Source organism: Ralstonia sp. GX3-BWBA, assembly GCF_003290055.1.
Lineage (GTDB): Bacteria > Pseudomonadota > Gammaproteobacteria > Burkholderiales > Burkholderiaceae > Ralstonia > Ralstonia holmesii.
In genome coordinates this window covers 68,675-90,594 of record NZ_QMKS01000021.1, presented here as the reverse complement: position 1 = coordinate 90,594, position 21,920 = coordinate 68,675, and the positions used below count along the sequence as shown (strand labels likewise).

The following is a 21,920-nucleotide window of genomic DNA, read 5'->3' as shown; positions in this document are numbered from 1 at the left end:
GGGCTCGCTCAAATCGAAACGGCGTGCGCGCGGTTGCCCAGCGCACGCACCACGCTGAACACCGTCAGCGCGGAAGTCTTGGGATTGGCCGCCAGCGGCTTGCCTCGCATCGTCAGCTCGAAGCCGCCAAAGGCACCGCGCGCCTCGACGTGATGGATGTTCTCGTCCACCGTCGGATCGGCCAACAGCTTGACGTGCGTGTGCTCCAACCCGAGGCCCGCCAATGACAATGTGGCGGCCACGTTGGCGTTTTTCGGGAACAGGCGTGCGGCTTCGCGGGCGTTGCCTTCGAAGATCACGGTCGGCTCGCTCAGCGCGTCGAGGTCAAACTGCTGCTCGGCCGGCGTGTCTTTCCAGGCGCGCGGCGGCTTGCGGCCGGTGTAGATCACGGCATCCAGCCCCCCGACACGCGCAGCGGCCAGTGCATCGATGGCGCCAATGGCGCCCGACAGCAACTGCACTTGCGCGTTGCCACGCCGGGCCGCTGCCTCGAGCCGTTCGGCTACACCAGGTTCGGACAACGCACCCACCGATACCACCAGGCAATCAATGCCCTGCTCCAACGCCGGCAACACATGTTCCTCAAGCGCGTCATGACCGGCGCATTCCACCAGCAGATCAGGATGCGCGTCGGCCGACAGATGCGTCGTGACATGCGCATTCGGCGCGAACGGTGCGATAGCCTCGCGCGCCTTGTCCATCGCGTGCTCGGGCACGATCACGGCGTCAAAGCAGACATCCGGATCGCTCTTGAGCAATTCCAGAACGCCCTGCCCGATCGCTCCGCACCCGACCATCGATACATGCAGCATGTCCGGCTCCTTGAATTGGCTCGATCGCAGGTTCACGCCACCACCGTCGTACGCTCGGCGGCGCGTTCGCCCTGGCCATCCTTGGCCTGTTGATTGACGGGCGGGCCCGCAAAGATGGTCTTGAAGCTGCCGATGGAGAGCATGTCGATCTCCATCAGGAACGGCCCTTCACCGCTGGTGGCCTCATTCAACGCGCTGCCCACGTCGGCTAGATCCGATACGCGGCGATGGCGCAACTGCAGCGACTGCGCGAGTGCCGCGTAGTCCGGCGTGTGCAGATCCACGTAGTGACGGCGGCCGCCGTATTGCGCGTCCTGGATGTTCTTGATGACGCCGTAGCCCTTGTCGTTCATCAGCACGATGACGAGGTTGGCGCGCTCCTGCACGGCGGTCGCCAGCTCACCGAGGTTCAGGATGAAGCCGCCGTCACCGGCCAGACAGAACGTGGTCTTGCCCGATCCGGTTGCGGCCGAGCCGATGGCCGCTCCAATGCCCATCGCCAAACCCTGGCCGATACCGCCACCCAGTGCATGCACGCCGGCACGCGAATCGAAAATACGCAGCTGACGATTGCCCCACGTGCTGTTCGACACCGTCACGTCGCGCACCCAGTTGAACTCGCGCCCCACCGCGGCTTGCAATGCCTCCACCAGCTTTGCGTACGGGCCGAGGCCATCAATCAGCCCGCGCACCGCCGTCTCGTGTGCGGCGCGCAGGTCGCCAGCGAACGCCGCGTCGATCTGCATCTTCTTTTCCAGTCGATCCGCCAGGCCATCCAGCGCGAGGGCCGAATCGCCGCATACGAAATAGTCGCTGGCGTAACAACGGCCTTCTGCCGACGCATCTGCATCAATGCGGTACAGCGGGCGCGGTAGCTTCAGTTCGTACTTGAGCGTTTCGTTGCCGCGCAGGCGCGAGCCGACCACGACCATCGCATCGCACGTCTGATAGAACGCTTCGACCGGCTTGTGCAGGTTGAAGGCGCCCAGCGAACGCGGGTCATCTTCCGGAACAATGCCGCGGCCCTGCGTGCTGGTGACCACGCCAAAACCCAGATCCATCAGGCGCTTGACCTGCTTCGCAGCGTGGCGGGCGCCACCGCCCAGCCACAGCATCGGGCGGCGCGCGCGCGACAGGCGTTCAGCGAGTTCGTCCAGCGCGTGGGCCGACGGCACATGCTGCGGCACCTGCAGCGGGCGCAGGTCGTCCGGCATCGGGATCAGCGCGGCTTGAATATCGATGGGGATCTCCACGCTCACCGGGCCGGCCGGGGCCGTGAGCGCGGTCTGCACAGCCAGCTTCATCGTGCTGATGGCGGTGTCGGCACTGCGCACGCGGAAGGCAGCCTTGGAAACGGCCTTGAGCATCGTGAGCTGGTCCGGTGCTTCGTGGATGTACGCGAGGCTCTGGTCCAGGTACGGCGTTTCGATCTGGCCCGTGATGTGCAACAACGGCGTGCCTGCGGTCAATGCTTCAACCATGGCACCTGCCGCATTGCCGGCAGCAGTACCTGTGCTTGTCAGGCAAACGCCCAGGGTGCCCGTGGTACGGGCATAGGCATCGGCCATGTTGGTGCCGCCGGCTTCGCCGCGCGCCATGATGAAGCGGATCTTGCCGCGCTCGCCCATCGCATCCAGGATGGGCATGTTGTGGATCGAGATGACGCCAAAGGCCGCCTTGACCTCGCAGGCCTCCAAGAAGGCTGCAATCGCGTGGCCCACCGTGACCAGTTGTTGTTCCTGTTGTTGTCTATTAAGCATGACGGGAGTGTCCTCCGGAGATATCGATGTGGCTGCCCGTGGTGTACGAAGACAACGGCGAGGCAAGGAACAGAATGGCGCGGGCTGCTTCTTCCGGCAGGCCCAGTCGTCCAAGGGGAATATGTTTTTGCGCGGCCAGGCGGCGCGTCCACGCGGCCCAGTCGAGATGGCGATCCTCTTCGGGGCGAGCTTCGAAGCGGCGGCGCCATTGGCCGGACTCGACCAGCCCGATCAGGATGCCGTTGACGCGCACGCCCTTCGGTGCAAATTCAGTCGCCATCGAGCGCACCAGGTTGAGCACACCCGCTCGCGCGGCCGAGGTGGCCACCATGTGCGGCTCGGGCTGCTGCGCCAGCAGCGAATTCACGCAGACGATCGCGCCGTGCTCCGAGCGCTCCAGTTGCGGCATGAAAGCGCGCGTGGGGTGAATCACGGAGAAGAACTTGAGATGCAGCTCCTGCGTCCACGCGGCATCGTCGGTATCGGCAAACGTCGAGACACGGCCCTGGCCGGCGTTGTTGACCAGCATGTCGACGGGGCCGAGAGCCCGCTCCACGGCATCGGCAAACGCAGCCGTCTGCGCGGCGTCAAGCACGTCGCACGTTGCGGCAAACAACCTGGCGTTCGGGAAGCGGCTGCGCAGAGCTTGCTCGGCGTGTGTGAGGCGTTCGGCATTGCGGCCGCACAGCGCCACGGCGGCACCGGCTTCCAGCAGCAGTTCAACGGTGGCCAGGCCGATACCGGAGGAGCCCCCGGTCACGACAGCGGTCTTGCCAGTCAAGTCGATCATCGGCATGGTCATTCCCGGAACAGGTTGACGACCTTGCCGCTGGCGGGACGGTAGTCCAGCAAGTAAGACAGCTCGCCGGCAGCGGCGCGCACCTTGTCGATCATCAGATCGAGTTGTGCGGGCTCGATGCGCGGCGACGGAATGGTCGTGCCAAGCGCTGCCACCACCTTGCCTGCGCGGTCCAGCACCGGCGCAGCAATCGTCGAGATGTTGGCTTCGAAGAAACCTTCCTGCAGCACGTAGCCGTGTTCGCGGTCACGCTGGACCATCTCGAACAGCTCTTCCACCGTGCGCGGCGTGTTCGCGGAGAACACCTCCAACTGCGGCTCCGGATAAAGCTGGCGCAATTCCGCCAGCGACAGGTCTGCCAGCAGAACACGACCCAGCACCGTGGCATGTGCCGGCAGGCGCGTGCCAACATTCACCGAGCTGGTGAACGGCGTGGGAGCGACCGACTTCGCCACGTAGACGATCGAGCGGCCATCGCGCACGACGAGGTTGCACGGGTAATGAATGTCGTCGCGCAGGCGGTCCAGCAACGGACGGCCCAGCTCGGTCAATTCCAGCGAGGCGAGATACTCAAAGCCCAGGCGCAGCACTGCCATGCCGAGACGGAAATCGCGGCCGCCGTCCACGCGCTCGATGAAGCCCATGACTTCGAGCGTCGTCAGCAGGCGGAATACCGTCGAACGCGGCACCTTCAGCCGGCGGGCCAACTCCGGCGCCGACAGGACGCGGTCTTTGTGGCTGAATTCGCACAGGAGGCGCAGGCCGCGTTCGAGGCCCGGCACGATGTACTTTTCCTGCACGTCTTCTGGAATGAGGTCGTTGCTCATACGTCTTGGCGCTTAGGCGTTTTGAGATTGGGAGAGAACGGCTTGTTCGATCCAGCCTGCGACAGCGTCAGGCGCATCGATATAGGAGGCATGCCCCGCAGACGGTACGAGCGCAAATGGCAGACCGAACGTCTTGGCCAGCGCTTCGCAGCCTTGCGGCGGCGTGATTTCGTCCACATCGCCGCACGCGATCTGTGCCGGCGTCGATGCGGGGCGTTTGCGCAGATAGGCGCTGATGTCGTCGCCGCTGAGCATCGCCACGGCCTGGCGGTAACCGTCATCGTTGAGGCGTTTCATGTTCCAGCGCACCCAGGCGCGCTCCTCGTCGGTGGCGTTCGGGCGCAGCAGGTGCGCGTGGCGCGACTCCGCCATGCCGTCGATGCCGAGCTGGTCCAGCGTTGCAAGACGCTGCGCTTGCACGGCGCGCGACTTGTCTTCCTGCCCCGGCTGGCCGTAGCCCTGTGCTGGGTTCAACAGCAGCAGGCACTTCGGCTGCATCGCGGTTGGCGCGGCAGCCACATATGCCGATGCCATCAACGCCCCCAGCGAGTGGCCGACGATCGCATCCGGCGTCACATGCAGCGCAGCCAGCCATGCCTGCAACCGCACCGCGTAGTCGGCGGCGCGCGGCGTAGCCTGTTCAAGCGGCGTGGAATGGCCGTAGCCCGGCGCGTCCCATGCCAGCACGCGCATGCTTTGCGAAAGCACCTGCGCACAAGGCAGCCATGACGCGGCGCTGGAACTGATGCCGTGCAACAGCACCACCGCCGGCCCGCGCTCGCCCCATTGCCGATAGCCGATGCGATCGCCGCGCACATTGATCGCAACGCTACGTTCGGCAAACCCGTCGCCGAGCGCAGCAAGCGCATCGGCAACACGGAACGGATGGGTAGACATGACAGCCTGCACGCTCATGGCATCAACGCTTGATCTTGGCGAGCGGGTGCTCGGGCGGGTACGTCGGCGTGATCGGCTTCTTGGCGCCCAGCATCACGCACATCAGCGCATCTTCATCACCGATGTTGATTTCTTCGCGGTACACGCCGGGCGGCACCGAGACGAGGTCGCGATCGGTCAGGATGGTCTCGTAGCGCTCGCCGTCCTTCTCCAGCACCAGCTTGAGCTTGCCGCGAATGACGAAGAACACCTCTTCCACATCGGTGTGCAGGTGCGACGGGCCTTCGTGCCCAGCCGGAATCACCATGGTCGAAAACGTGAAGTGCTCCGCCGGCACGGTGTTGGTGTCGGCCGCCACGCCGGTGCCGCCCGTGCCGAGGTAGCGCATTTGCGCACGGCGGTATTTCGGGTCGTAGTCGGCCTGGAACTTGAGGGCGTCCCAGTCGTAGCGGCGGGTCGCGAAGCGCGCCACGCGGCTGTTCATCCAGTCTTCAAACGACGCGCCTTCCGGGCGGTCCCACGTGCGTTGCACTTGCTGTTGTTCGGAGAGATCGCTCATCGAATACCTCTTCTGAATGGAGTGTGGATGCATTACTGCATGACAAAACCGCCGTTGACGGCCAGCGTCTGGCCCGTCACGAATCGGGAAAGATCGGACAGCGCGAACAGCACGGCGCCGCAGACGTCGTCGGGCACCTGATCGCGCGAAATGGCGCGCTGGTCGCGGTACAGCGCATGGCGGTGTGCCGGCACGTATTCGGTGGCTTCCACCAGCGTCAGGCCCGGCGCGATGGCGTTGACGGTGATGCCGTCTGCGCCGCATTCACGCGCCAGAGACTTGGTCATGCCGATGACGGCGCTCTTGCTGGCCACGTACGCCAACAGGTTGGGCGCGCCCCACAGCGGTGTGTCCGACGACAAGTTGACGATCGCGCCGCGGCCCGATGCCTTGAGTGCCGGCAGGCAGGCCGTCGTCATCAGCCAGGTGCCGCGCACGTTGACGTTCATCACGCGGTCCCAGGTCTCGACGTCGATCGACGATGCGTCGCGCCCGCCCGAATTGGTGATGGCCGCGTTGTTGACGAGGCCGTCGAGCCCACCCAGAGCCTGCACAGCTGCCGCAGCGCACGCCTGAATGGAAGCCGGATCGCCAAGATCAAGCGCAAAACCATGTGCGTCGAAGCCAGCCGCACGCAGTGCCGCGGCCTCTTCCTGCACGCGCTCGCCAAGAATGTCCGCCAGCGCAACCGCGCCGCCAGCTTCGGCAATCGACTTGGCAAACGCCAAACCCAACCCGCGCGCAGCGCCCGTCACGAGGACTTTGCGGCCAGCCAGCAGCCCGGCAGTTGGATTGCGCTCAAGCATGTTGAGCTTCCGTGGGAACGGGCTTGAGCATGGCAACCGGCGCATCGGCCAATTCAGCGGCAGCGCGGCGCGCCAGCACACGGCGGATACGCGTGATGCCGATGTCGTGCTGATACAGCGTCTCGTGATCGCGCGCCTCGGGGGCCATCGACTCGAGCACCACGCGGTCCTGCTCCAACACATCCCAGTGCAGGCCTTCCAGGCGGTTGCGATACAGGAAGCGCCACACGTCACGCTGCCAGCCCTGCACATGGCGCGTGCGCCAGAAGTAGACAATGCAGTGTTCTTCATCCACCGGCGTCACGATGCCGATGATGGTGAACGGACCGCCAGGGCCGACCTTTGGCTGATATGGAATCGACAGGCGCAGCCACATCGTGCCGGTCTCGCCAAACTCGGTCCAATCGAAGTTCACGCCACGTTGGCCGGTCTTCTGGAACATGATGCCGTGATCGGTTTCCACCACTTCCATCACGGCCTTCTTCTCGCCGCTGGCCATCGAGTGCGACACGGCGTGCAGGTACGCACCGTGCATCGGGTCCATGACGTTGTCGATGGCATAGCGGTAGTTGACGTTCCAATGCGCGAAGCAGAGGAAGTGGCTGTGCTCGTCGCTGGTCAGTTCTTCCGGCAAGCGCAGCGTGCCAACAGCGTCGTCGAACTCGGACGGGGCCTTGTCACCAAACCACAGGAAGATGGCGCCGGCACGCTCCTGCACCGGGTAGCTGCGCACGCAGGTCTTGCCTTCCATGGGGCAAGCGTCAACGGCTGGCACGCTCGTCACCGTACCCTGGCCGTTCACTTCGACGCCGTGGTACCAGCAAGCCACGTGGTCACCCAGGTTCCAGCCCATCGACAGGCGCGCGCCGCGGTGCGGGCAGCGGTCTTCCAGCGCATGCACCTGGCCGGCGGTATCGCGCCACAGCACGATGTTTTGGCTCAGGCGCGTGATGCCGACCGGCGCGTTCTTCACATTCCACGACGCCGCCACCGGATACCAGTAGTTGCGCAGACCGGTGTTGATGCGCGCTTCCTTCTGCGCTTCCTTGTTGCCTTCCATTGCTTGCCTCTTCTGATGGGTTGAGCCGGGCGCCTCTGCGGGCGACGCAGCGTCGAATCGTGTTGGAACCGGTCTGGGTTCAGGCGCCCAGGCGGCGCATCTCTGCCAGGAACGTGTCTTCCGTCCAGGTCTCGCCGCCGGCGGCATTGCGCGGGCCGCGCTCGTTCAGCACAGCCACGATGTCGGCCGGCGTTTGAGCACCACCCATAAATGCCGCCTCCAGCGAATCGGCCAATTGGTTCTCATAGGCTGTCGGCTCGGCGGCGCGCGTTTGCCACACCAGATTGGCGACGTGGCCCGGGCGCTCGACGCGGCCCTTTCCTGCGACGTTGTTCGGAGAAATCGGCTCCCACGGAGCGAGGTCGGGGTTGTATTGCGGTTGCATTTCTGTCGACTCCATCACGTTTCGCTTGTTTTACCTATGAAACGTTTGTTAATATCTGGAACACAGGTGCAACTATAGACCGCGTCTTCGAAATCGCAGATGCGGGATTACCCTATGGTTTCCAAAAAGGAAGGCTGCGTCACACGTCGGCCAGGCAGCCGACAAAAGCTTGGGGCGCCGACTTAGCGCAGCCGCGCCAGCAGACGCCTGCCCGCATCGACAACCGAGCGCTGCCCGGTCATCTGGTAGCGCACGATCATCCCCTCCACGCACAGCAGCGCTTCTTCGGCAATGGCCTTCGGGCGTGGATAGCCAAGACGCTTCGCCAGCTCCGCCAGATACGTCGCCAGCTCGGCCTTATGCAGGACAGCCTTTTCTACCAACTGCGCGTCCCCGGTTTCCGTACCAGATTCGGCAACGAGGTTGATGAACGCGCAACCTCGGTAGGTTTCGGTGTCGAACCAGGTGGCCAACACGTCCGCCAGCACGTCGAGGTCAGCACGCTTGGCAAGGCGCGCTTCCGTTGCCTCACGAAACCAAGCCATCCACCGTTCGTGCCGTGCATCCAGGAAGGCTGCGATCAAATCGCTCTTTGACGGGAAATGCCGGTACAGCGACATCTTCGCCACACCAGACTCGGCGATGATTCGGTCGATACCGGTGGCACGAAAACCTTCCTGCAGGAACAGCCGCTCGGCGGTTTCCATGATGCGCTCGCGGGCGGAGAGGGTTTCGGCAGTCTTGGCCATGTCGATGAACGTGAAGGCAATGGTTCAGTATGGCCTTGACAGACAGACCTGTCTACTCAATCATGTAGACAGACTTGTCTCATAAAGCCGTGACTTCCGTTTGCACCACTGCTCCCGATAATTGCCGCCCAGCTCGAGCCACGCTCTCGCCGCTGCCGCTGTGGCGCCTGCGATTGGCAACGACTTATATCGAAGAGAATCTCGGCGGCCCGGTTCGGCTGGAAGACGTTGCTCGCGCGACCGGCCTGACGCGCATGCACTTTGCTGCCCAGTTCCGCGCCGCTACGGGCGTGCGCCCGCACGCGTATCTTTTGCATCGGCGCATCGAGCGCGCCAAGACCTTGCTGATGAGACTGGATGCTACGGTGGTCGAGATTGCGCTGGAGGTCGGCTTTCACAGCCAGGCGCATTTCTCAACGGTATTCAAGCGGCTCGCGGGCGATAGCCCGTCGACCTGGCGACGACGCGCGCTTGACCAACTGCATGGCTGAATGCACAGCGCCCGGCCAAGACCGGGCGCCTCTTTTTGGCCGACCGCGTCACAAACCCAGCGCAGACAGCCCCGGGTGATCATCCGGGCGACGCCCAAGCGGCCAGAAGAACTTGCGCTCATCCGCCTTGATCGGCAGGTCATTGATGCAGGCATAACGGCGTTGCATCACGCCGTGTGCGTCGAATTCCCAATTCTCGTTGCCGTACGAGCGGAACCAGTTGCCGGAATCATCGTGCCACTCATACGCAAAGCGCACGGCGATGCGGTTGCCGCCAAACGCCCACAGTTCCTTGATCAGCCGGTAGTCGAGTTCCTTGCGCCACTTGCGCGTGAGGAACTCGACGATCTGTTCGCGCCCATTGACGAACTCGGCGCGGTTGCGCCACTGGCTATCCGGCGTGTAGGCGAGCGCGACGCGCTCTGGGTTGCGGCTGTTCCAGCCGTCTTCGGCCAGACGCACCTTTTCGGTGGCAGATTCGAGGGTGAACGGCGGAACCGGCGGGCGGGTCTCATTGGCAGACATCGGCAACTCCTTTGCAATGGCAACAGTGGAGGCCACCACGCTAACAACGCAGCAGCACGCACACAATCTGCCCAACCGACTGCCGCGCCGATACCAGGAACGCACGGGGGGTTTCGCGAACGCACGATTCCCGCACCGCAGGCCTACAGAAATTTCCGATAAACGACGAAGCCGGATTTCTCAGCCACGGTGTCGTAAAGCTTCATCGCCGTGGTGTTCGTTTCGTGGGTCTGCCAATAGACGCGCGGCAGGCCCGCCTCTGCGGCGCGGCGATAAACCGCCTCGATAAGCGCGCGACCGACGCCCTGCCCGCGTGCGGCTTCGGCGGTGAAAAGGTCTTGCAGATAGCAGTTCATCTGCACTTGTGTGGTACTGCGGTGGAGTAGGAAATGCACGATGCCGAGCAACGTGCCCTCCCGCTCGGCAACCATGGCATAGACCGGCTCGGCCTCATCGAAAAAACGCTGCCATGTGGTCTGCGTGACGATGTCGGGCAAGGCTGTTTCGCCCGCGCGGCCGTAAAAGGCGTTGTAGCCATCCCAGAGGGGTTTCCAGGCAGTGAAGTCGTCTTGGTGGATGGGACGAATCAGGAGGTCGGAAGGTGCGGACATGGTTGGCTGAATGGGTGGCACGCTCGCGCATTCTGCCAGCCGGGCGCCATGCGTGCAGCCGGCGTTCCTACCGTTCGCTTAACTCGTGGCGCCGTGCACCATCGGCTGCCATGTGCGGCGCACGCCATCAACAGCGCGTGTGCAGCGCCCCGACCCTAGGGATTGTCCGGAGACAAGTCATTGCCGGAAGAAAGTTTGCTGAAAGCCTCGACCCACTAAAGTGCGCTCCATGGCCCGGTAACGACCCGGTATCGGGCAGTGCGATCTCCACGCACATCAGCGTCACCACGATAAGGGTCGGGTGTTGTACCAGCCATATCGCCGGGCTCTACGGGATGTCAGTCCGGCGTCCGTTTCAATCGGTCTTTCCTGCTGTCAACCTTGCAGCCCACCGTCCTCCCGGTGGGCTGTTTTCTTTTCAGGGTTGCGCGGGATTGGGCAACACCAGACGCTGCGTCAGCCGCTGCACCGTCGGTGCCGCAGTCAGCACGATGGTGAAGGCCGCCGGCCAGGCCAGCACGAACGCATGCGCCCAGCGGGCGAGAAAGTCAGGGCTGATACCGGCGTTGATCCAGCCGATCCAGCCGGTCATCAACAACGACATCAGGCCGGACATCAGCCAGGCAAAAATGACACGAAGACGGGTGGGAGTGGAAACGGGCATCGACATGGCGGTTCTCCTTGCAAGCCATCAAATGTGATTGACGGTATGCTAGACAATCGCGTTTCAAGAAACTATAGACGTTTATTGAAACTTAAATTCCGAAAATGGAATCATGCTCGACGACCTAGCCCTCTTTGTTTCCATCGTGGACCACGGCAGCCTGCAGGCCGCGGCCCGTCACGCCAACCTGCCGCCCGCCACGCTGACGCGGCGCCTGCAGAAGCTGGAGACAGCACTGGGTTGCCAGCTTCTGCTGCGCAGCGCCCGCAGCCTGAAACCAACGCCGGAAGGCCAGCTGTACTACGAGCAATGCCGCCCGCTGCTGACCGCGCTTGCGCAAACCACGGCCACGCTCGACGACGACCTCAATCAGGTGAAGGGCACCCTGCGCGTGCTCGCACCGCTGAACCTGTCGCGCGGGCTGCTCGCACCCGCGTATGCCAGCTTCATGGCGACGTGGCCGGAGATCCGGCTGGAGCTATCGCTGAGCAACCGCAATGAAGACGTGTGGCGGCATGGCGCCGATCTGGCCATCCGCGTCGGCCAGCAGGACGACCCGAAGCTGCGGCAGCGCCGGCTGGGTGTCATCGGGATGGTGCTGGTGGCGTCGCCTGCCTATGTGGCCGAGCATGGTGCCCCGACACATCCAGATGAACTTCAGGCACATCGATTGTTGGTGTCGTCGCCGCTCTCGACATGGCGCTTCACCTCGCCGGATGGCGCGGAAACCATCGAACTGCAGCCTCGCGGACGCTGCGACCTGAACGACATTGAACTGGGCGTGACGCTGGCCGAAACGGGCCTCGGTCTGCTGTACTGTCCGCGCACGCTCTGCCATCAGGCGCTGGAGGCAGGCAGGCTGGTGCGCCTGCTGCCCGAATGGGGTACACCGCAGCGGCCCATCTACGCGGTGTGGCCGCAGCAGCAGTTGCCACGTAAGGTGCGTACGTTGCTGGAGCATCTGGCGGCCTTCGCCGCGGCTGCGCCCTTGCTGCAGGCCGACGCCGCGCCGAGTGCCTCCCACGCTGCTTGAAACGGGTAAAAACACGCGTTGTCGCACCGCCCGATCACCCCGTAGGCTGCAAGGATTCCATCACGCCATTTTCACTGGAGGCCCGATGCACAGCAGCCACGTGGTGCGCTCCGGCAACATTCGTCTGCATGCCCGCATGACACAGCCCGCCGACGGTTCTGCGCGGCAGCGCCCCGCCGTGGTTCTCGTGCATGGCTATCCGGACGACAGTTCCGTCTGGCACGGCGTGCGCGATACCCTGGCGCGCGATCGCCGCGTGCTTACCTTCGACGTGCGCGGTGCCGGGCTGTCAGACGCCCCGGCAGATACCAGCGGTTACCGCATCCCCCAATTTGTCGACGACCTTGCCGCCGTGGCCGATGCGCTGCTGCCCGGGGAGCGCTTCCATCTGGTCGGGCACGACTGGGGCTCCATCCATAGCTGGGAATCGGTAACGACCGACCGGCTGCGCGGGCGCATCGCGTCGTACACGTCGATCTCGGGCCCATGCCTGGACCACGTCGGCCACTGGATGCGCACACAGCTCGATGCCGGCACATGGACGGCAAAGCGCGCGGTGTGGCAGCAGCGGCTGCAATCGTGGTACGTGGGATATTTCCACCTGCCGCTGGTGCCGGAATGGTCGTGGCGGCTATGGGTGGCGCGCGCCTGGCCGTGGTGGCTGCACAAGACGGAAGGCATTCGCATCGAGGCCCAGCGGCCGACGCTCGTGCGCGATGCCTGCAACGGCGTGCGTATGTATCGCGCAAATTTTCGCGACCGTCTCGCTCGCCCCCGGGCACGTGCACCGCATGCGCCCGTGCAACTGATCGTGCCAACGCGCGACCGCTACGTCAGCCCCGCCGTTACGCGCGCGGTTGAAGCCTGGGTGTCGCACTACTGGCGCCACGAGGTCGACGCGGGTCACTGGCTGCCTTTGCGTCGCCCCGACTGGGTTGCGGACCGCATCCGCCGCTTTGCCGACTATGTCGAATCCGGCCACGAGCCCGCCGAATTGCGGCAGGCCCGCGTGGCCGGCACGCTGGCAACGACCTGACGCAACTAGAGCATTACGCCCAACGCAAACGTTGACGCACGTGTAACACACTGTAATCATCGTCCGCCACAACGCTGACGGCGCGCCATGACCTGGCGCCCGGACGGCTCGAGCCGCCGCTTCGCGCAAACCGCGTCGCCGGCCATCGATACAAGAAACAGGGACAAGACAATGAAAAGCAAGGTCGTGGTGTACGGCCCGCTCTACGGGAAGTGGTACGCAATCCTGGTCAACGACGGTGTAGCGGCCGAATCCAACCAGTTTGGCTCGTACGAAGCCGCCATGGGTTTCGCTTCACGCCGATATCCGGAGCTTGAGCAGGAGCGGCAGCCTTACGCGCGAGGCCGCGAAGAAAGCGAGAACGGAAGCGACAGCCGGGAAGCGGCGCCGATCTGAAGACGCCGGGCGGCGTCTAAGCCGCCCGTGCAGAGACGGCGTTAACGGCCTGCCCCGCAAAAGCGGCCGGCAATCCATTCGAACACGCTGCCTTCGCGCAGCGAGCGGCTTTGCGCCTCGTCGCCGTAGTGGATCTGGTAAAGCGGCTTGCCGCTGGCATTGCGCGCGCGATAGAGCGTTTGCGCAATCACCGTGTAGCTATGTCGCGCGCAATCGAGCACCACCTGCTTGACCGAAGAGCGGATCGGCTGGCCATCTGCCGTTTTGATCGTAAAGTCGGGCAGCACGTTGCGCAGCAGCCTGAAGTGCACGGTATGCGAGTCGGCTTCCGCCTCAGCGCTTGGCTCTGGCTTGACCGATTGCCGATCGATATACGAAACGATGCCGTTGATGCTCTCGAACCGGCGCCAGCGGGAATCGGTGCTCGCCGATTCGACCGCGGGTGCCGCACCGCCCGTAACGGCTTGCGCGGACGCTGTCGGCACAGCCGCCGACGCAGACACGGTTTGTGCGGATACGGGCATCGCTGCCCACTGCGCGGCCACCAGAACGGTCGCCGCGATGGCGCTTTGCCAGCGCCAGCCTCCTGTTTTCATGGGATATCTCGCCTTGCTACAAAAACTTTAGCGGGCGATTCTACCGCGCTGGCGCAACCGCTTACATCACATCTGGCCAACGGGCTCGGCAACGTCCACGCCGGCAAAGCGCAGATACAAGGTGCGCAGAGCCTGCGTGAGCGGGCCCGGCTGGCCGTTGCCGATCTGCACGCCGTCGATGGACACCACCGGCATCACGAACGTCGACGCGCTCGTGTAGAACGCTTCGGCCGCTTGCTGGGCTTCGGCCACGGTAAAGGTGCGCTCCTCCAGCGTCAGGCCATGTTCGCGCGCCAGCGCCAGGATCGACACGCGCGTGATGCCCGGCAGCACGGCGTTCGACAGCGGACGCGTAATCAAGCGTTTATCGGCGGTGATGATGAACGCGGTAGACGACGCGCCTTCGGTCACGCGGTCGCCATCGGTCATCCAGGCTTCGTGCGCGCCGGCGCGGGCAGCGATCTGCTTGGCCATCACCTGCGGCAACAGGCCCACGCTCTTGATGTCGCAACGCTTCCAGCGCAGGTCGGGCACCGTCACCACGGTTGCGCCCTTCTTTGCGAGCGGGCTGTTGACAATGGACTTGACCTGTGTGAACGCCACAGCCGTCGGCGTGATGTCTGCCGGGATGCCGAAATCGCGCTCGGCCACACCGCGCGTAACCTGCATGTAGACCACGCCCTCGTCCAGCCCATTGCGCGCGACCAACGCTTCGCAAACGCGCGTCCATTCGGCGGCCGTGTACGGGTTGTCGATGCCGATCTCGGACAGCGAGCGGGTCAGGCGGGCGAGGTGCGCGTCGTTGTCGACAAGCTTGCCGCGCGCCACGGCGGTCACTTCGTAGATGCCATCGGCAAAGGTGAAGCCACGATCCATGACAGAGACGGTGGCTTCGGCGGCCGGCACGTATTGGCCGTTCAGGAAGATGATTCGGGACATGCTGGGAGAAGGAATTCAGGTGCGGGCGGGACTGCCCTGCCAACGAATCTACAGGATACGTGCGCCATACCGCGAATACCGATATGTGCCCACGTTATGCGAAAACAGCATGATGCGCGGGACACGTCCGGTAAACTCTGCCGTTTTTCTGCCCATCGCGCGCCCATGTCCGAACTCGCCATCCGCCCGATCGTTGCAGACGACCTGCCCGGCATCCTGGCCGTACAGCAGGCGTGCTACGGCGACGGGTTCCTGGAACCGGGCGATGCGCTCGCCAGCCGCTGGGCGCGCAGTCCGGCCATGTGCTTGGTCGCACTGCGTGGGTCTGAAGTGGTGGGGTACCTGCTCTCGCATGCGTGGCACGCATGGACGCCGCCCAAATTGCACGTGCCGCTGCCCGACACGGATGCGACCGATGTTCTCTGGTTTGTGCACGACATGGCTATCGCGCCGGAGGGCCGCGGCCAGCGTTTGGGCGAGCGGCTTTACGCCATGGCATCCGCCTGCGCCCAGTCACAAGGCCTGGGCCGATCCCGGCTGGTGGCGGTGCAAGGCGCGGATGGCTTCTGGCGCCGCCTTGGTTATCAGTCCGTCGACATGGATAGCGCCGCGTTGGGAGCCCTGCTCGCCATCTACGGCGAGGATGCTGAATTGATGGAACGCGCATTGCCGTGAGCGGCCATCGCGTCACTCCGTTACAATTTGTAACATCCGTATATCTTCTGTAAGACTGCGCGCGCCCCGTTCAACTACAGTGCAGTGTCTAGAGGAATTCCCACATGCATAAGAACTTCGCGCTGTACGTGCTGGCAGCCGCTGCGGCGCTGTCGTCGCAGGCGGCCCTGGCCCACGTCAATGTCGATATTGGAATCGGCGTGCCTGTCGCACCCGTTTATGTCGAGCCCGCGCCGCCGGCCTACTATGCGCCGCCACCGGTCTATGTCGCGCCGCAGCCGGTCATCGTTGCACCCGGCTACTACGACGATGGCCGCGGCCGCGAATGGCAGGAACGCCAATGGCGCGAACAGCGCTGGCGTGAGCGTGAATGGCGCAGGCACCATCGTCACGACGACGACGATTGATCCTGCGCACGGCCGCGCTCAAGCGGCCTTCTTCGCCAATCCCAGGTAGGTTTCGATCACGCGCGGGTTGACAGCCAACTCGTGCGCCGGGCCTTCGAGGGTCATGTCGCCCGTTTCCAGCACATAACCGTAGTCAGCCACCTGCAGCGCGGCGCGTGCGTTCTGCTCGATCAGCAACGTCGCCACGCCGGTTTTGCGCAGGTCGCTGATGATGTGGAAGATCTCTTTGACGATGAGCGGCGCGAGGCCCAGGCTCGGCTCATCCAGCATCAGCAACTGGGGCTTGGCCATCAACGCGCGGCCCACGGCAAGCATCTGGCGCTCGCCGCCGGAAAGCGTGCCGGCTTCCTGCGCACGACGCTCTTTCAGGCGCGGGAACAGGTCGTACACCACCTCCATCTGATCGAGGTAGTTGCGCTCACCCGCCCGCTTGCGGCGGTACGCGCCGAGCACGAGGTTGTCTTCCACGCTCATGGTGGCAAACAGCTCGCGCTTTTCCGGCACCAGGCACATGCCGCGTGCCACGCGCTTTTCCACCGGCAGACCAGTCAGGTTGTGACCGAGGTACGAGACCACGCCGCTGGCCGACCCGGTGGTCGGCAGCGCGCCCATGATGGCGCCCAGCATCGTCGATTTGCCCGCGCCGTTCGGGCCGATGACGGTCACGATCTGGCCCGCTCCCACCTTCAGGTTGGCGCCATGCAGCGCCTCCACCTTGCCGTAGCGGACGTGCAGGTCCTTCACTTCCAGGATGATCGACATGCGCGTTCTCCTTATTCCACGCCGCCCAGGTAGGCTTCCAGCACGGCCGGGTTCTGCTGCACTTCCTGCGGCAGCCCTTCGGCGATCTTGGTGCCGAATTCCATGACGACCAGCCGATCGGTGAGGTTCATGACGAAGTCCATGTCGTGCTCGACCAGCAGCACGCTCATGCCTTCGGCTTTCAACTTGATGAGCAGCGCTGCAAGCGCCTGCTTTTCCTTGTAGCGCAGCCCCGCGGCGGGCTCGTCCAACAGCAGCAGCGCCGGATCGCAGCACAGCGCACGGGCGATTTCCAGAATGCGTTGCTGGCCCAGTGCCAGACTGCCGGCTTCCTGATACATGCAATCGGCCAGACCCACGCGTTCCAGTTGGCGGCGCGCTTCAAACAACAGCTTCTGCTCTTCGGCTTGGTTCATGCGCACTACGCTCGCAAGCACGCCGCCCTGCGCCGCGAAGTCGCCGCGCAGGTGGGCGCCCAGCGCTACGTTTTCCAAGACGGTCATGCCCGACAGCAATTGCACATGCTGGAAGGTACGGCCGATGCCGCGTTTGACGATCTCGCGCGAAGGCATGCCGCTGATGTGCTCGCCACGGTAGAGCACCTCACCGCGCGTGACCGGCAGCACGCCTGTCACGAGGTTGAAGGTGGTCGACTTGCCCGCGCCGTTGGGGCCGATCAGGCCGATGATCTCGCCGGCTTTCACTTGAAAGCTGACGTCATTCACGGCAACAAGGCCGCCAAACTCTTTGCGCGCGGCGCGTACGTCGAGAATCAGCTCACCGGCTTGGGGCTTCTCGCGCTGCTTCAGCGCCGGCGCTTCGTCGGGCGCACGCGCTGTCGGCGCAGAGGGAAACAGCTTGCGGATGAACGGCCATACGCCATCGCGCGCGTACTGCAGCAACAGCACCAGCAGCACGCCGAACACGATAATCTCGAAGTTGCCGTTGGAGCCCAGCAGCTTCGGCAGAATGCTCTGCAGGCTGTCTTTCAGGATGGTCAGCAAACCCGCGCCAAGCACCGCGCCCCACACGTGGCCCACGCCACCGACCACCGCCATGAACAGGTATTCGATGCCGTAGTTCAGGCCGAAGGGCGTCGGGTTCACCGCGCGCTGCAGATGCGCATAGAGAAAGCCCGAAATGCAGGCCAGCACCGCCGCAAACACGAAGATCACCACCTTCATCCACGCCGTATTCACGCCCATGGCTTCGGCCATCGTGCCGCCGCCCTTGAGTGCGCGGATGGCGCGGCCCGGGCGCGAATTCAGCAGGTTCTGCACCGCCAGCACCGCCACGACAACGACGGCCCAGATCAGGTAGAACATCTCGCGGCCGGTCTGCAACGACTTACCGAGCACGTTTAGCACCGGAATACCGTTCAGCCCGTCGTACTTGCCCAGGAATTCGAGGTTGCCGAACAGGAAAAACAACGACAGCCCCCACGCAATCGTCGCCAGCGGCAGGTAGTGGCCCGACATGCGCATCGTGATCAGGCCAATCACATATGCACTGACCACTGTGATCACCAGCCCGGCCAGCAAGCCGATCCACGGCGACACACCGTACTGCGTCGTCAGATAGGCGGTGCTATATGCACCGAGCCCAACGAACGCCGCCTGCCCGAACGAGGTCAGACCGCCCACCCCCGTCAGCAGCACCAGCCCCAGCGCGACGAGGCTATAGAGCCCGATGTAGTTCAGCAGCGTGATCCAGAACTCGGGCGTGGGCACGATGGGAATCAACGCGAGCACAACCACAAACAAGGCGGTCAGCACGCGATTGCGCGAAAGCCGGCTGCGCTGCGCCGTGCCCTCGGAAGATTTGGTCAGCGTGTTCATCGGCTTATTCCTCTTCCTCGACATGCTTGGTGGTGAGCGATCGCCACAGCAGCACGGGAAGGATGAGCGTGAACACGATCACCTCCTTGAACGCCGACGCCCAGAACGATGAATACGACTCCAGCAACCCAACCAGCAGCGCGCCCAGCGCAGCCACCGGATAGCTCACGAGACCGCCCACGATCGCGCCCACAAACCCCTTCAGGCCGATCAGGAAACCGGACTCGTAGTAGACCGTCGTGAGCGGCGCAATCAGGATGCCGCACAAGGCGCCAAGCGCCGCCGCCAGCGTGAACGCCAGACGCCCCGCCTGCGTGGTCCCGATGCCGACCAGCCGCGCACCCAGCCGGTTTACCGCCGTCGCACGCAGTGCCTTGCCCGACACCGTACGGCCAAAGTAGAAGTACAGCGCCACGATCATCAGCACCGATACAGCCACTACCCAGAGGCTCTGGCCCGACACGGTGAGCGCACCCAGATCGAAGCGCGCATCGGAAAACGCATCCGTGCGCGAGCCTTCCGCGCCGAACATCACAAGGCCGAGGCCCACCATCGCAAAATGCACACCCACTGAAACGATCAGCAGCACCAGGGTGCTGGCTTCGGCCAATGGCTCGTAGGCCAGGCGGTAGATCATGGGGCCCATGGGAATGACGATCAGCAATGTCAACGCGACCTGCGCAAGCATGGGCAGCGTCATCGGGGCGAGCATGCTGGCGGCGATGTACACCGCAGTCGGAAAGACCAGGTATTTGACTGCATAGATCGCGCCTGTGCGCAGCGCATGCAGGCGCAGTTCGGGTTGCAGCAGCGTGCGGCCCATCTCGACGAGGAACGTCAGCACGCCCAGCGTCACCAGCATGCTGGCCGAGAGCGGCGCCTTGTTGGCCTGGATGGCCGCCAGCGTAAGCGCGCCGTACGCCACGAATTCGCCCTGCGGGATGAAGATCACGCGCGTGACGGAAAACACCAGCACGAGCGCCAGTGCCAGCAGCGCGTAGATCGCGCCCGATGTCACGCCGTCTTGCGCCAGGATGGCGGCAATCGACAAGTCCATGAAGCTCCTCGTTCTTGTAGTCGTGGAGTTCGCGCCGGATGTGAACCGGGCGAGGGGGCGCCACGAGTTACGAGATAGTAAATTTCTTACGACAGGATGAAATTGGCGACAACCCTAACGCGTCGCCCTGCTCCGCCGGTTGCTGGCCTTGGCGGGGCTGACCGCGGGCGCCTGCAGCATGGCAGACAGGCGCATCACGAACGTGCGCAGCGTGTGCTCCAGCTCGCCACCGCGCTGCGCGTGGAACAACGGTTGCAGGTTCAGCGCGATCAGCACCAGCACAAGCTGCCCGCGCGCACCAAACACCGGCAGCGACAGGGCATTCACGCCCGGCAGCAAGCTACCCGTGACCCACGATGCGCCTTCGGTGCGGACGTCTTCACACAGACGGTAGTAATCGGTCAGCGAACGCGGCAGGCCCGGCAGGTCGTCGCTGGCGCGCTCGTGCAGTTCGCGCTCAACGAGCGGCAGCGTCTGCTCCATCGGTTGATAGGCGCCAAACAGGCGGCCGGTGGCGGAATTGAGCATCGGCAAGACGTCGCCAATACGCAGGTTCACGCCAGGCGCACCACCGGCCTTCTCCCAATGCACAACGGTCGGGCCACGATCGCTCCAGACGGCAATGCCAATGGTGTGGCCGGTCTGGTCTCGCAAACCGGCAAGCAACGGCCGCGTGCGGACAATGGCATCGGAGCGGTTGAGGCTGGCCAAACCCAGGCGCAGCGCAAACGGGCCGAGTTCGTAACGCCCGGTCAGCGGGTCTTGAGAGACCGCGCCCACGCGCTGCAGGCTCACCAGATAGCGATGCGCCTTGGACGGATGCATACCCGCCGCACGCGCCAGATCGCCCAGCGCCATCGCCCGCATGGCACGCGTCAGCGCCACCAGCAATTGAGAGCCGACTTCGATGGATTGGATGCCCGAACGGTCACGGTTTGCGCGCGCGTCTTCAGCATCGCCATCGGGTGGCAGGTCGTCTTCGACTTCCGGAGTCTCTATGTCTTGGGGGCACATTGGCTGGGCTGAGCCGACAAAGTGCTGCGAGCGTAGCACGCAGCTTCGCCTCGACGGCCAGTTTTTGATTTTTATGCATTGTAGAAACAATGCTTCTAATCATAATTCACGTATACCCTAGGCGCATCCCCAGACCCTGCGGTCTATGATTGCCAGCGTTCGGTATGGCTTGGTATCAGCACGCCCCAACCCAAGCTTTCCGGCCCGAGCACGTTCAAGAACAATTCCCCCAACCGTAATCCACTACACCAGGAGTGACAGAATGGCCAAAGCCTTCGCCTCGCAAGCCGACCTCGAGGCCAAACAAGTCACCTTCACCCAACTCTCCCCCAACGCCTACGCCTACACAGCCGAGGGCGACCCGAACTCGGGCGTCATCATCGGCGACGACTCGGTGCTGATCGTCGACACCACCGCCACGCCCGCGATGGCGCAAGACCTGATCGCACGCATCCGCGCCATCACCGACAAGCCGATCAAGCACGTGGTGCTGTCGCACTATCACGCCGTGCGCGTGCTCGGCGCATCAGCCTACTTTGCAGAAGGCGCGCAGAACATCATTGCCAGCCGCGGCACTTACGAGATGATCGTCGAGCGCGGCGAGGCCGATATGAAATCGGAAATCGAACGCTTTCCGCGCCTGTTCGCGGGCGTGGAAACCGTGCCGGGCCTGACGTGGCCGACGCTGGTGTTCGAGCGCGAGCTGACACTGTTCCTTGGGCAATTGGAAGTGAAGATCCTGCACCTCGGCCCCGGCCACACGAAGGGCGACACGGTGGTGTGGATCCCGTCGCAGAAGGTGCTGTTCTCCGGCGATCTGGTCGAATACGACGCCGCCTGCTACTGCGGCGACGCCCAACTCGAAGAATGGCCCGCCACACTGGATGCGCTACGCGCACTCGGTGCCGACAAGCTTGTGCCCGGCCGCGGCCCGGCGCTGCTCAATCCGGCCGAAGTCGACAAGGGTCTGGCCTATACGCGCGATTTCGTGTCTACCCTGCTCCAGCGCGGCAAGGAAGCCGTCGCGCAAAAGATGGACCTGAAAGCCGCCATGGCGCACACCCGCGCGGCCATGGACCCGAAATTCGGCAGCGTCTTCATCTACGAGCACTGCCTGCCGTTTGATGTGACGCGTGCCTTCGATGAGGCCAGCGGCATCAAGCACCCGCGCATCTGGACTGCTGAGCGCGACAAGGAAATGTGGGCCGCCCTGCAAGGCTGA

26 protein-coding genes are annotated in these 21,920 nt (G+C 64.0%); 7 read left to right on the top strand and 19 right to left on the bottom strand.

What is annotated here, in order from left to right; translation table 11 throughout:
- Positions 1-8 precede the first annotated feature (8 nt).
- The 10 genes from DOD19_RS20375 to DOD19_RS20330 form a co-directional block, all read right to left on the bottom strand.
- On the bottom strand, positions 9-812 hold the full coding sequence (locus DOD19_RS20375; protein ID WP_024979217.1) for an aspartate dehydrogenase: 804 nt from the start codon (positions 810-812) through the stop codon (positions 9-11).
- 32 nt (positions 813-844) lie between these two features.
- The gene (locus DOD19_RS20370) at positions 845-2,572 is read right to left on the bottom strand and encodes a thiamine pyrophosphate-binding protein (RefSeq protein ID WP_112187680.1); all 1,728 of its coding nucleotides are present in this window, start codon (positions 2,570-2,572) and stop codon (positions 845-847) included.
- Positions 2,565-3,368: an SDR family oxidoreductase gene (locus DOD19_RS20365; RefSeq protein WP_112187678.1), complete on the bottom strand. Its 804-nt coding sequence runs from the start codon at positions 3,366-3,368 to the stop codon at positions 2,565-2,567. Before DOD19_RS20365 ends, DOD19_RS20370 begins: the two co-directional genes overlap by 8 nt.
- Positions 3,369-3,370: 2 nt before the next feature.
- A complete protein-coding gene (locus DOD19_RS20360; RefSeq protein WP_112187676.1) occupies positions 3,371-4,198 on the bottom strand; it encodes an IclR family transcriptional regulator in 828 nt (275 codons plus the stop codon).
- 12 nt (positions 4,199-4,210) lie between these two features.
- Positions 4,211-5,113, bottom strand: a complete 903-nt coding sequence (locus DOD19_RS20355; RefSeq protein ID WP_112187674.1) for an alpha/beta hydrolase — start codon at positions 5,111-5,113, stop codon at positions 4,211-4,213.
- A 4-nt stretch (positions 5,114-5,117) separates the two neighbouring features.
- The gene (locus tag DOD19_RS20350; RefSeq protein ID WP_024979222.1) at positions 5,118-5,654 is read right to left on the bottom strand and encodes a cupin domain-containing protein; all 537 of its coding nucleotides are present in this window, start codon (positions 5,652-5,654) and stop codon (positions 5,118-5,120) included.
- A gap of 32 nt (positions 5,655-5,686) precedes the next feature.
- Positions 5,687-6,460 carry an SDR family oxidoreductase gene (locus DOD19_RS20345; RefSeq protein ID WP_024979223.1) on the bottom strand — a complete coding sequence of 258 codons (774 nt, stop codon included), beginning with the start codon at positions 6,458-6,460 and terminating at the stop codon, positions 5,687-5,689.
- A complete protein-coding gene (locus tag DOD19_RS20340; RefSeq protein WP_024979224.1) occupies positions 6,453-7,520 on the bottom strand; it encodes an aromatic ring-hydroxylating dioxygenase subunit alpha in 1,068 nt (355 codons plus the stop codon). Before DOD19_RS20340 ends, DOD19_RS20345 begins: the two co-directional genes overlap by 8 nt.
- Before the next feature lie 79 nt (positions 7,521-7,599).
- Positions 7,600-7,905: a recombinase-like helix-turn-helix domain-containing protein gene (locus tag DOD19_RS20335; RefSeq protein ID WP_112187672.1), complete on the bottom strand. Its 306-nt coding sequence runs from the start codon at positions 7,903-7,905 to the stop codon at positions 7,600-7,602.
- Positions 7,906-8,087: 182 nt separating this feature from the next.
- Positions 8,088-8,654 carry a TetR/AcrR family transcriptional regulator gene (locus tag DOD19_RS20330; protein ID WP_112187670.1) on the bottom strand — a complete coding sequence of 189 codons (567 nt, stop codon included), beginning with the start codon at positions 8,652-8,654 and terminating at the stop codon, positions 8,088-8,090.
- Between the two features lie 173 nt (positions 8,655-8,827).
- On the opposite strand from DOD19_RS20330, the gene DOD19_RS20325 reads away from it, so the two are divergent.
- A complete protein-coding gene (locus DOD19_RS20325) occupies positions 8,828-9,145 on the top strand; it encodes an AraC family transcriptional regulator (RefSeq protein WP_239498059.1) in 318 nt (105 codons plus the stop codon).
- A gap of 48 nt (positions 9,146-9,193) precedes the next feature.
- Here the strand turns inward: DOD19_RS20325 and DOD19_RS20320 are convergent, their stop codons facing one another.
- The 3 genes from DOD19_RS20320 to DOD19_RS20310 all read right to left on the bottom strand — a co-directional run bounded on the left by DOD19_RS20320 (position 9,194) and on the right by DOD19_RS20310 (position 10,951).
- Positions 9,194-9,670 (bottom strand): nuclear transport factor 2 family protein, encoded by a 477-nt coding sequence (locus DOD19_RS20320; protein ID WP_112187668.1) that lies wholly within the window; start codon positions 9,668-9,670, stop codon positions 9,194-9,196.
- 143 nt (positions 9,671-9,813) lie between these two features.
- Entirely contained in the window at positions 9,814-10,281 is a 468-nt protein-coding gene (locus tag DOD19_RS20315; RefSeq protein ID WP_024979229.1) for a GNAT family N-acetyltransferase, read from the bottom strand.
- 418 nt (positions 10,282-10,699) lie between these two features.
- Complete coding sequence (locus tag DOD19_RS20310; RefSeq protein ID WP_112187666.1) at positions 10,700-10,951, bottom strand: DUF2798 domain-containing protein; 252 nt, start codon at positions 10,949-10,951, stop codon at positions 10,700-10,702.
- A 106-nt stretch (positions 10,952-11,057) separates the two neighbouring features.
- Between DOD19_RS20310 and DOD19_RS20305 the strand changes: the two genes are divergently transcribed.
- The 3 genes from DOD19_RS20305 (at position 11,058) to DOD19_RS20295 (ending at position 13,410) form a co-directional block, all read left to right on the top strand.
- Entirely contained in the window at positions 11,058-11,978 is a 921-nt protein-coding gene (locus DOD19_RS20305) for a LysR family transcriptional regulator (RefSeq protein WP_112187664.1), read from the top strand.
- Between the two features lie 85 nt (positions 11,979-12,063).
- Complete coding sequence (locus DOD19_RS20300; protein ID WP_112187662.1) at positions 12,064-13,014, top strand: alpha/beta fold hydrolase; 951 nt, start codon at positions 12,064-12,066, stop codon at positions 13,012-13,014.
- 87 nt (positions 13,015-13,101) lie between these two features.
- The gene (locus DOD19_RS20295) at positions 13,102-13,410 is read left to right on the top strand and encodes a hypothetical protein (protein ID WP_239498058.1); all 309 of its coding nucleotides are present in this window, start codon (positions 13,102-13,104) and stop codon (positions 13,408-13,410) included.
- Between the two features lie 41 nt (positions 13,411-13,451).
- Here DOD19_RS20295 and DOD19_RS20290 read toward each other — a convergent pair whose 3' ends face one another.
- Both DOD19_RS20290 and DOD19_RS20285 read right to left on the bottom strand, forming a co-directional pair.
- Entirely contained in the window at positions 13,452-14,006 is a 555-nt protein-coding gene (locus tag DOD19_RS20290) for a surface-adhesin E family protein (RefSeq protein WP_024979232.1), read from the bottom strand.
- 66 nt (positions 14,007-14,072) lie between these two features.
- The gene (locus DOD19_RS20285; protein WP_112187661.1) at positions 14,073-14,945 is read right to left on the bottom strand and encodes a D-amino-acid transaminase; all 873 of its coding nucleotides are present in this window, start codon (positions 14,943-14,945) and stop codon (positions 14,073-14,075) included.
- 165 nt (positions 14,946-15,110) lie between these two features.
- On the opposite strand from DOD19_RS20285, the gene DOD19_RS20280 reads away from it, so the two are divergent.
- Positions 15,111-15,620: a GNAT family N-acetyltransferase gene (locus DOD19_RS20280; protein ID WP_112187659.1), complete on the top strand. Its 510-nt coding sequence runs from the start codon at positions 15,111-15,113 to the stop codon at positions 15,618-15,620.
- 104 nt (positions 15,621-15,724) lie between these two features.
- Entirely contained in the window at positions 15,725-16,027 is a 303-nt protein-coding gene (locus DOD19_RS20275) for a hypothetical protein (RefSeq protein WP_024979235.1), read from the top strand.
- Between the two features lie 18 nt (positions 16,028-16,045).
- On the opposite strand, the gene DOD19_RS20270 is transcribed toward DOD19_RS20275, so the two are convergent.
- From DOD19_RS20270 to DOD19_RS20255, 4 genes are all read right to left on the bottom strand, one after another.
- A complete protein-coding gene (locus DOD19_RS20270) occupies positions 16,046-16,789 on the bottom strand; it encodes an ABC transporter ATP-binding protein (RefSeq protein ID WP_024979236.1) in 744 nt (247 codons plus the stop codon).
- 11 nt (positions 16,790-16,800) lie between these two features.
- Positions 16,801-18,627, bottom strand: a complete 1,827-nt coding sequence (locus DOD19_RS20265; RefSeq protein WP_024979237.1) for an ATP-binding cassette domain-containing protein — start codon at positions 18,625-18,627, stop codon at positions 16,801-16,803.
- 4 nt (positions 18,628-18,631) lie between these two features.
- Complete coding sequence (locus DOD19_RS20260) at positions 18,632-19,684, bottom strand: branched-chain amino acid ABC transporter permease (protein WP_024979238.1); 1,053 nt, start codon at positions 19,682-19,684, stop codon at positions 18,632-18,634.
- A 114-nt stretch (positions 19,685-19,798) separates the two neighbouring features.
- Positions 19,799-20,683 carry an IclR family transcriptional regulator gene (locus tag DOD19_RS20255; RefSeq protein ID WP_024979239.1) on the bottom strand — a complete coding sequence of 295 codons (885 nt, stop codon included), beginning with the start codon at positions 20,681-20,683 and terminating at the stop codon, positions 19,799-19,801.
- Between the two features lie 277 nt (positions 20,684-20,960).
- Here DOD19_RS20255 and DOD19_RS20250 point away from each other — a divergent pair, with 277 nt between their 5' ends.
- Positions 20,961-21,920, top strand: a complete 960-nt coding sequence (locus DOD19_RS20250) for an MBL fold metallo-hydrolase (protein ID WP_027680133.1) — start codon at positions 20,961-20,963, stop codon at positions 21,918-21,920.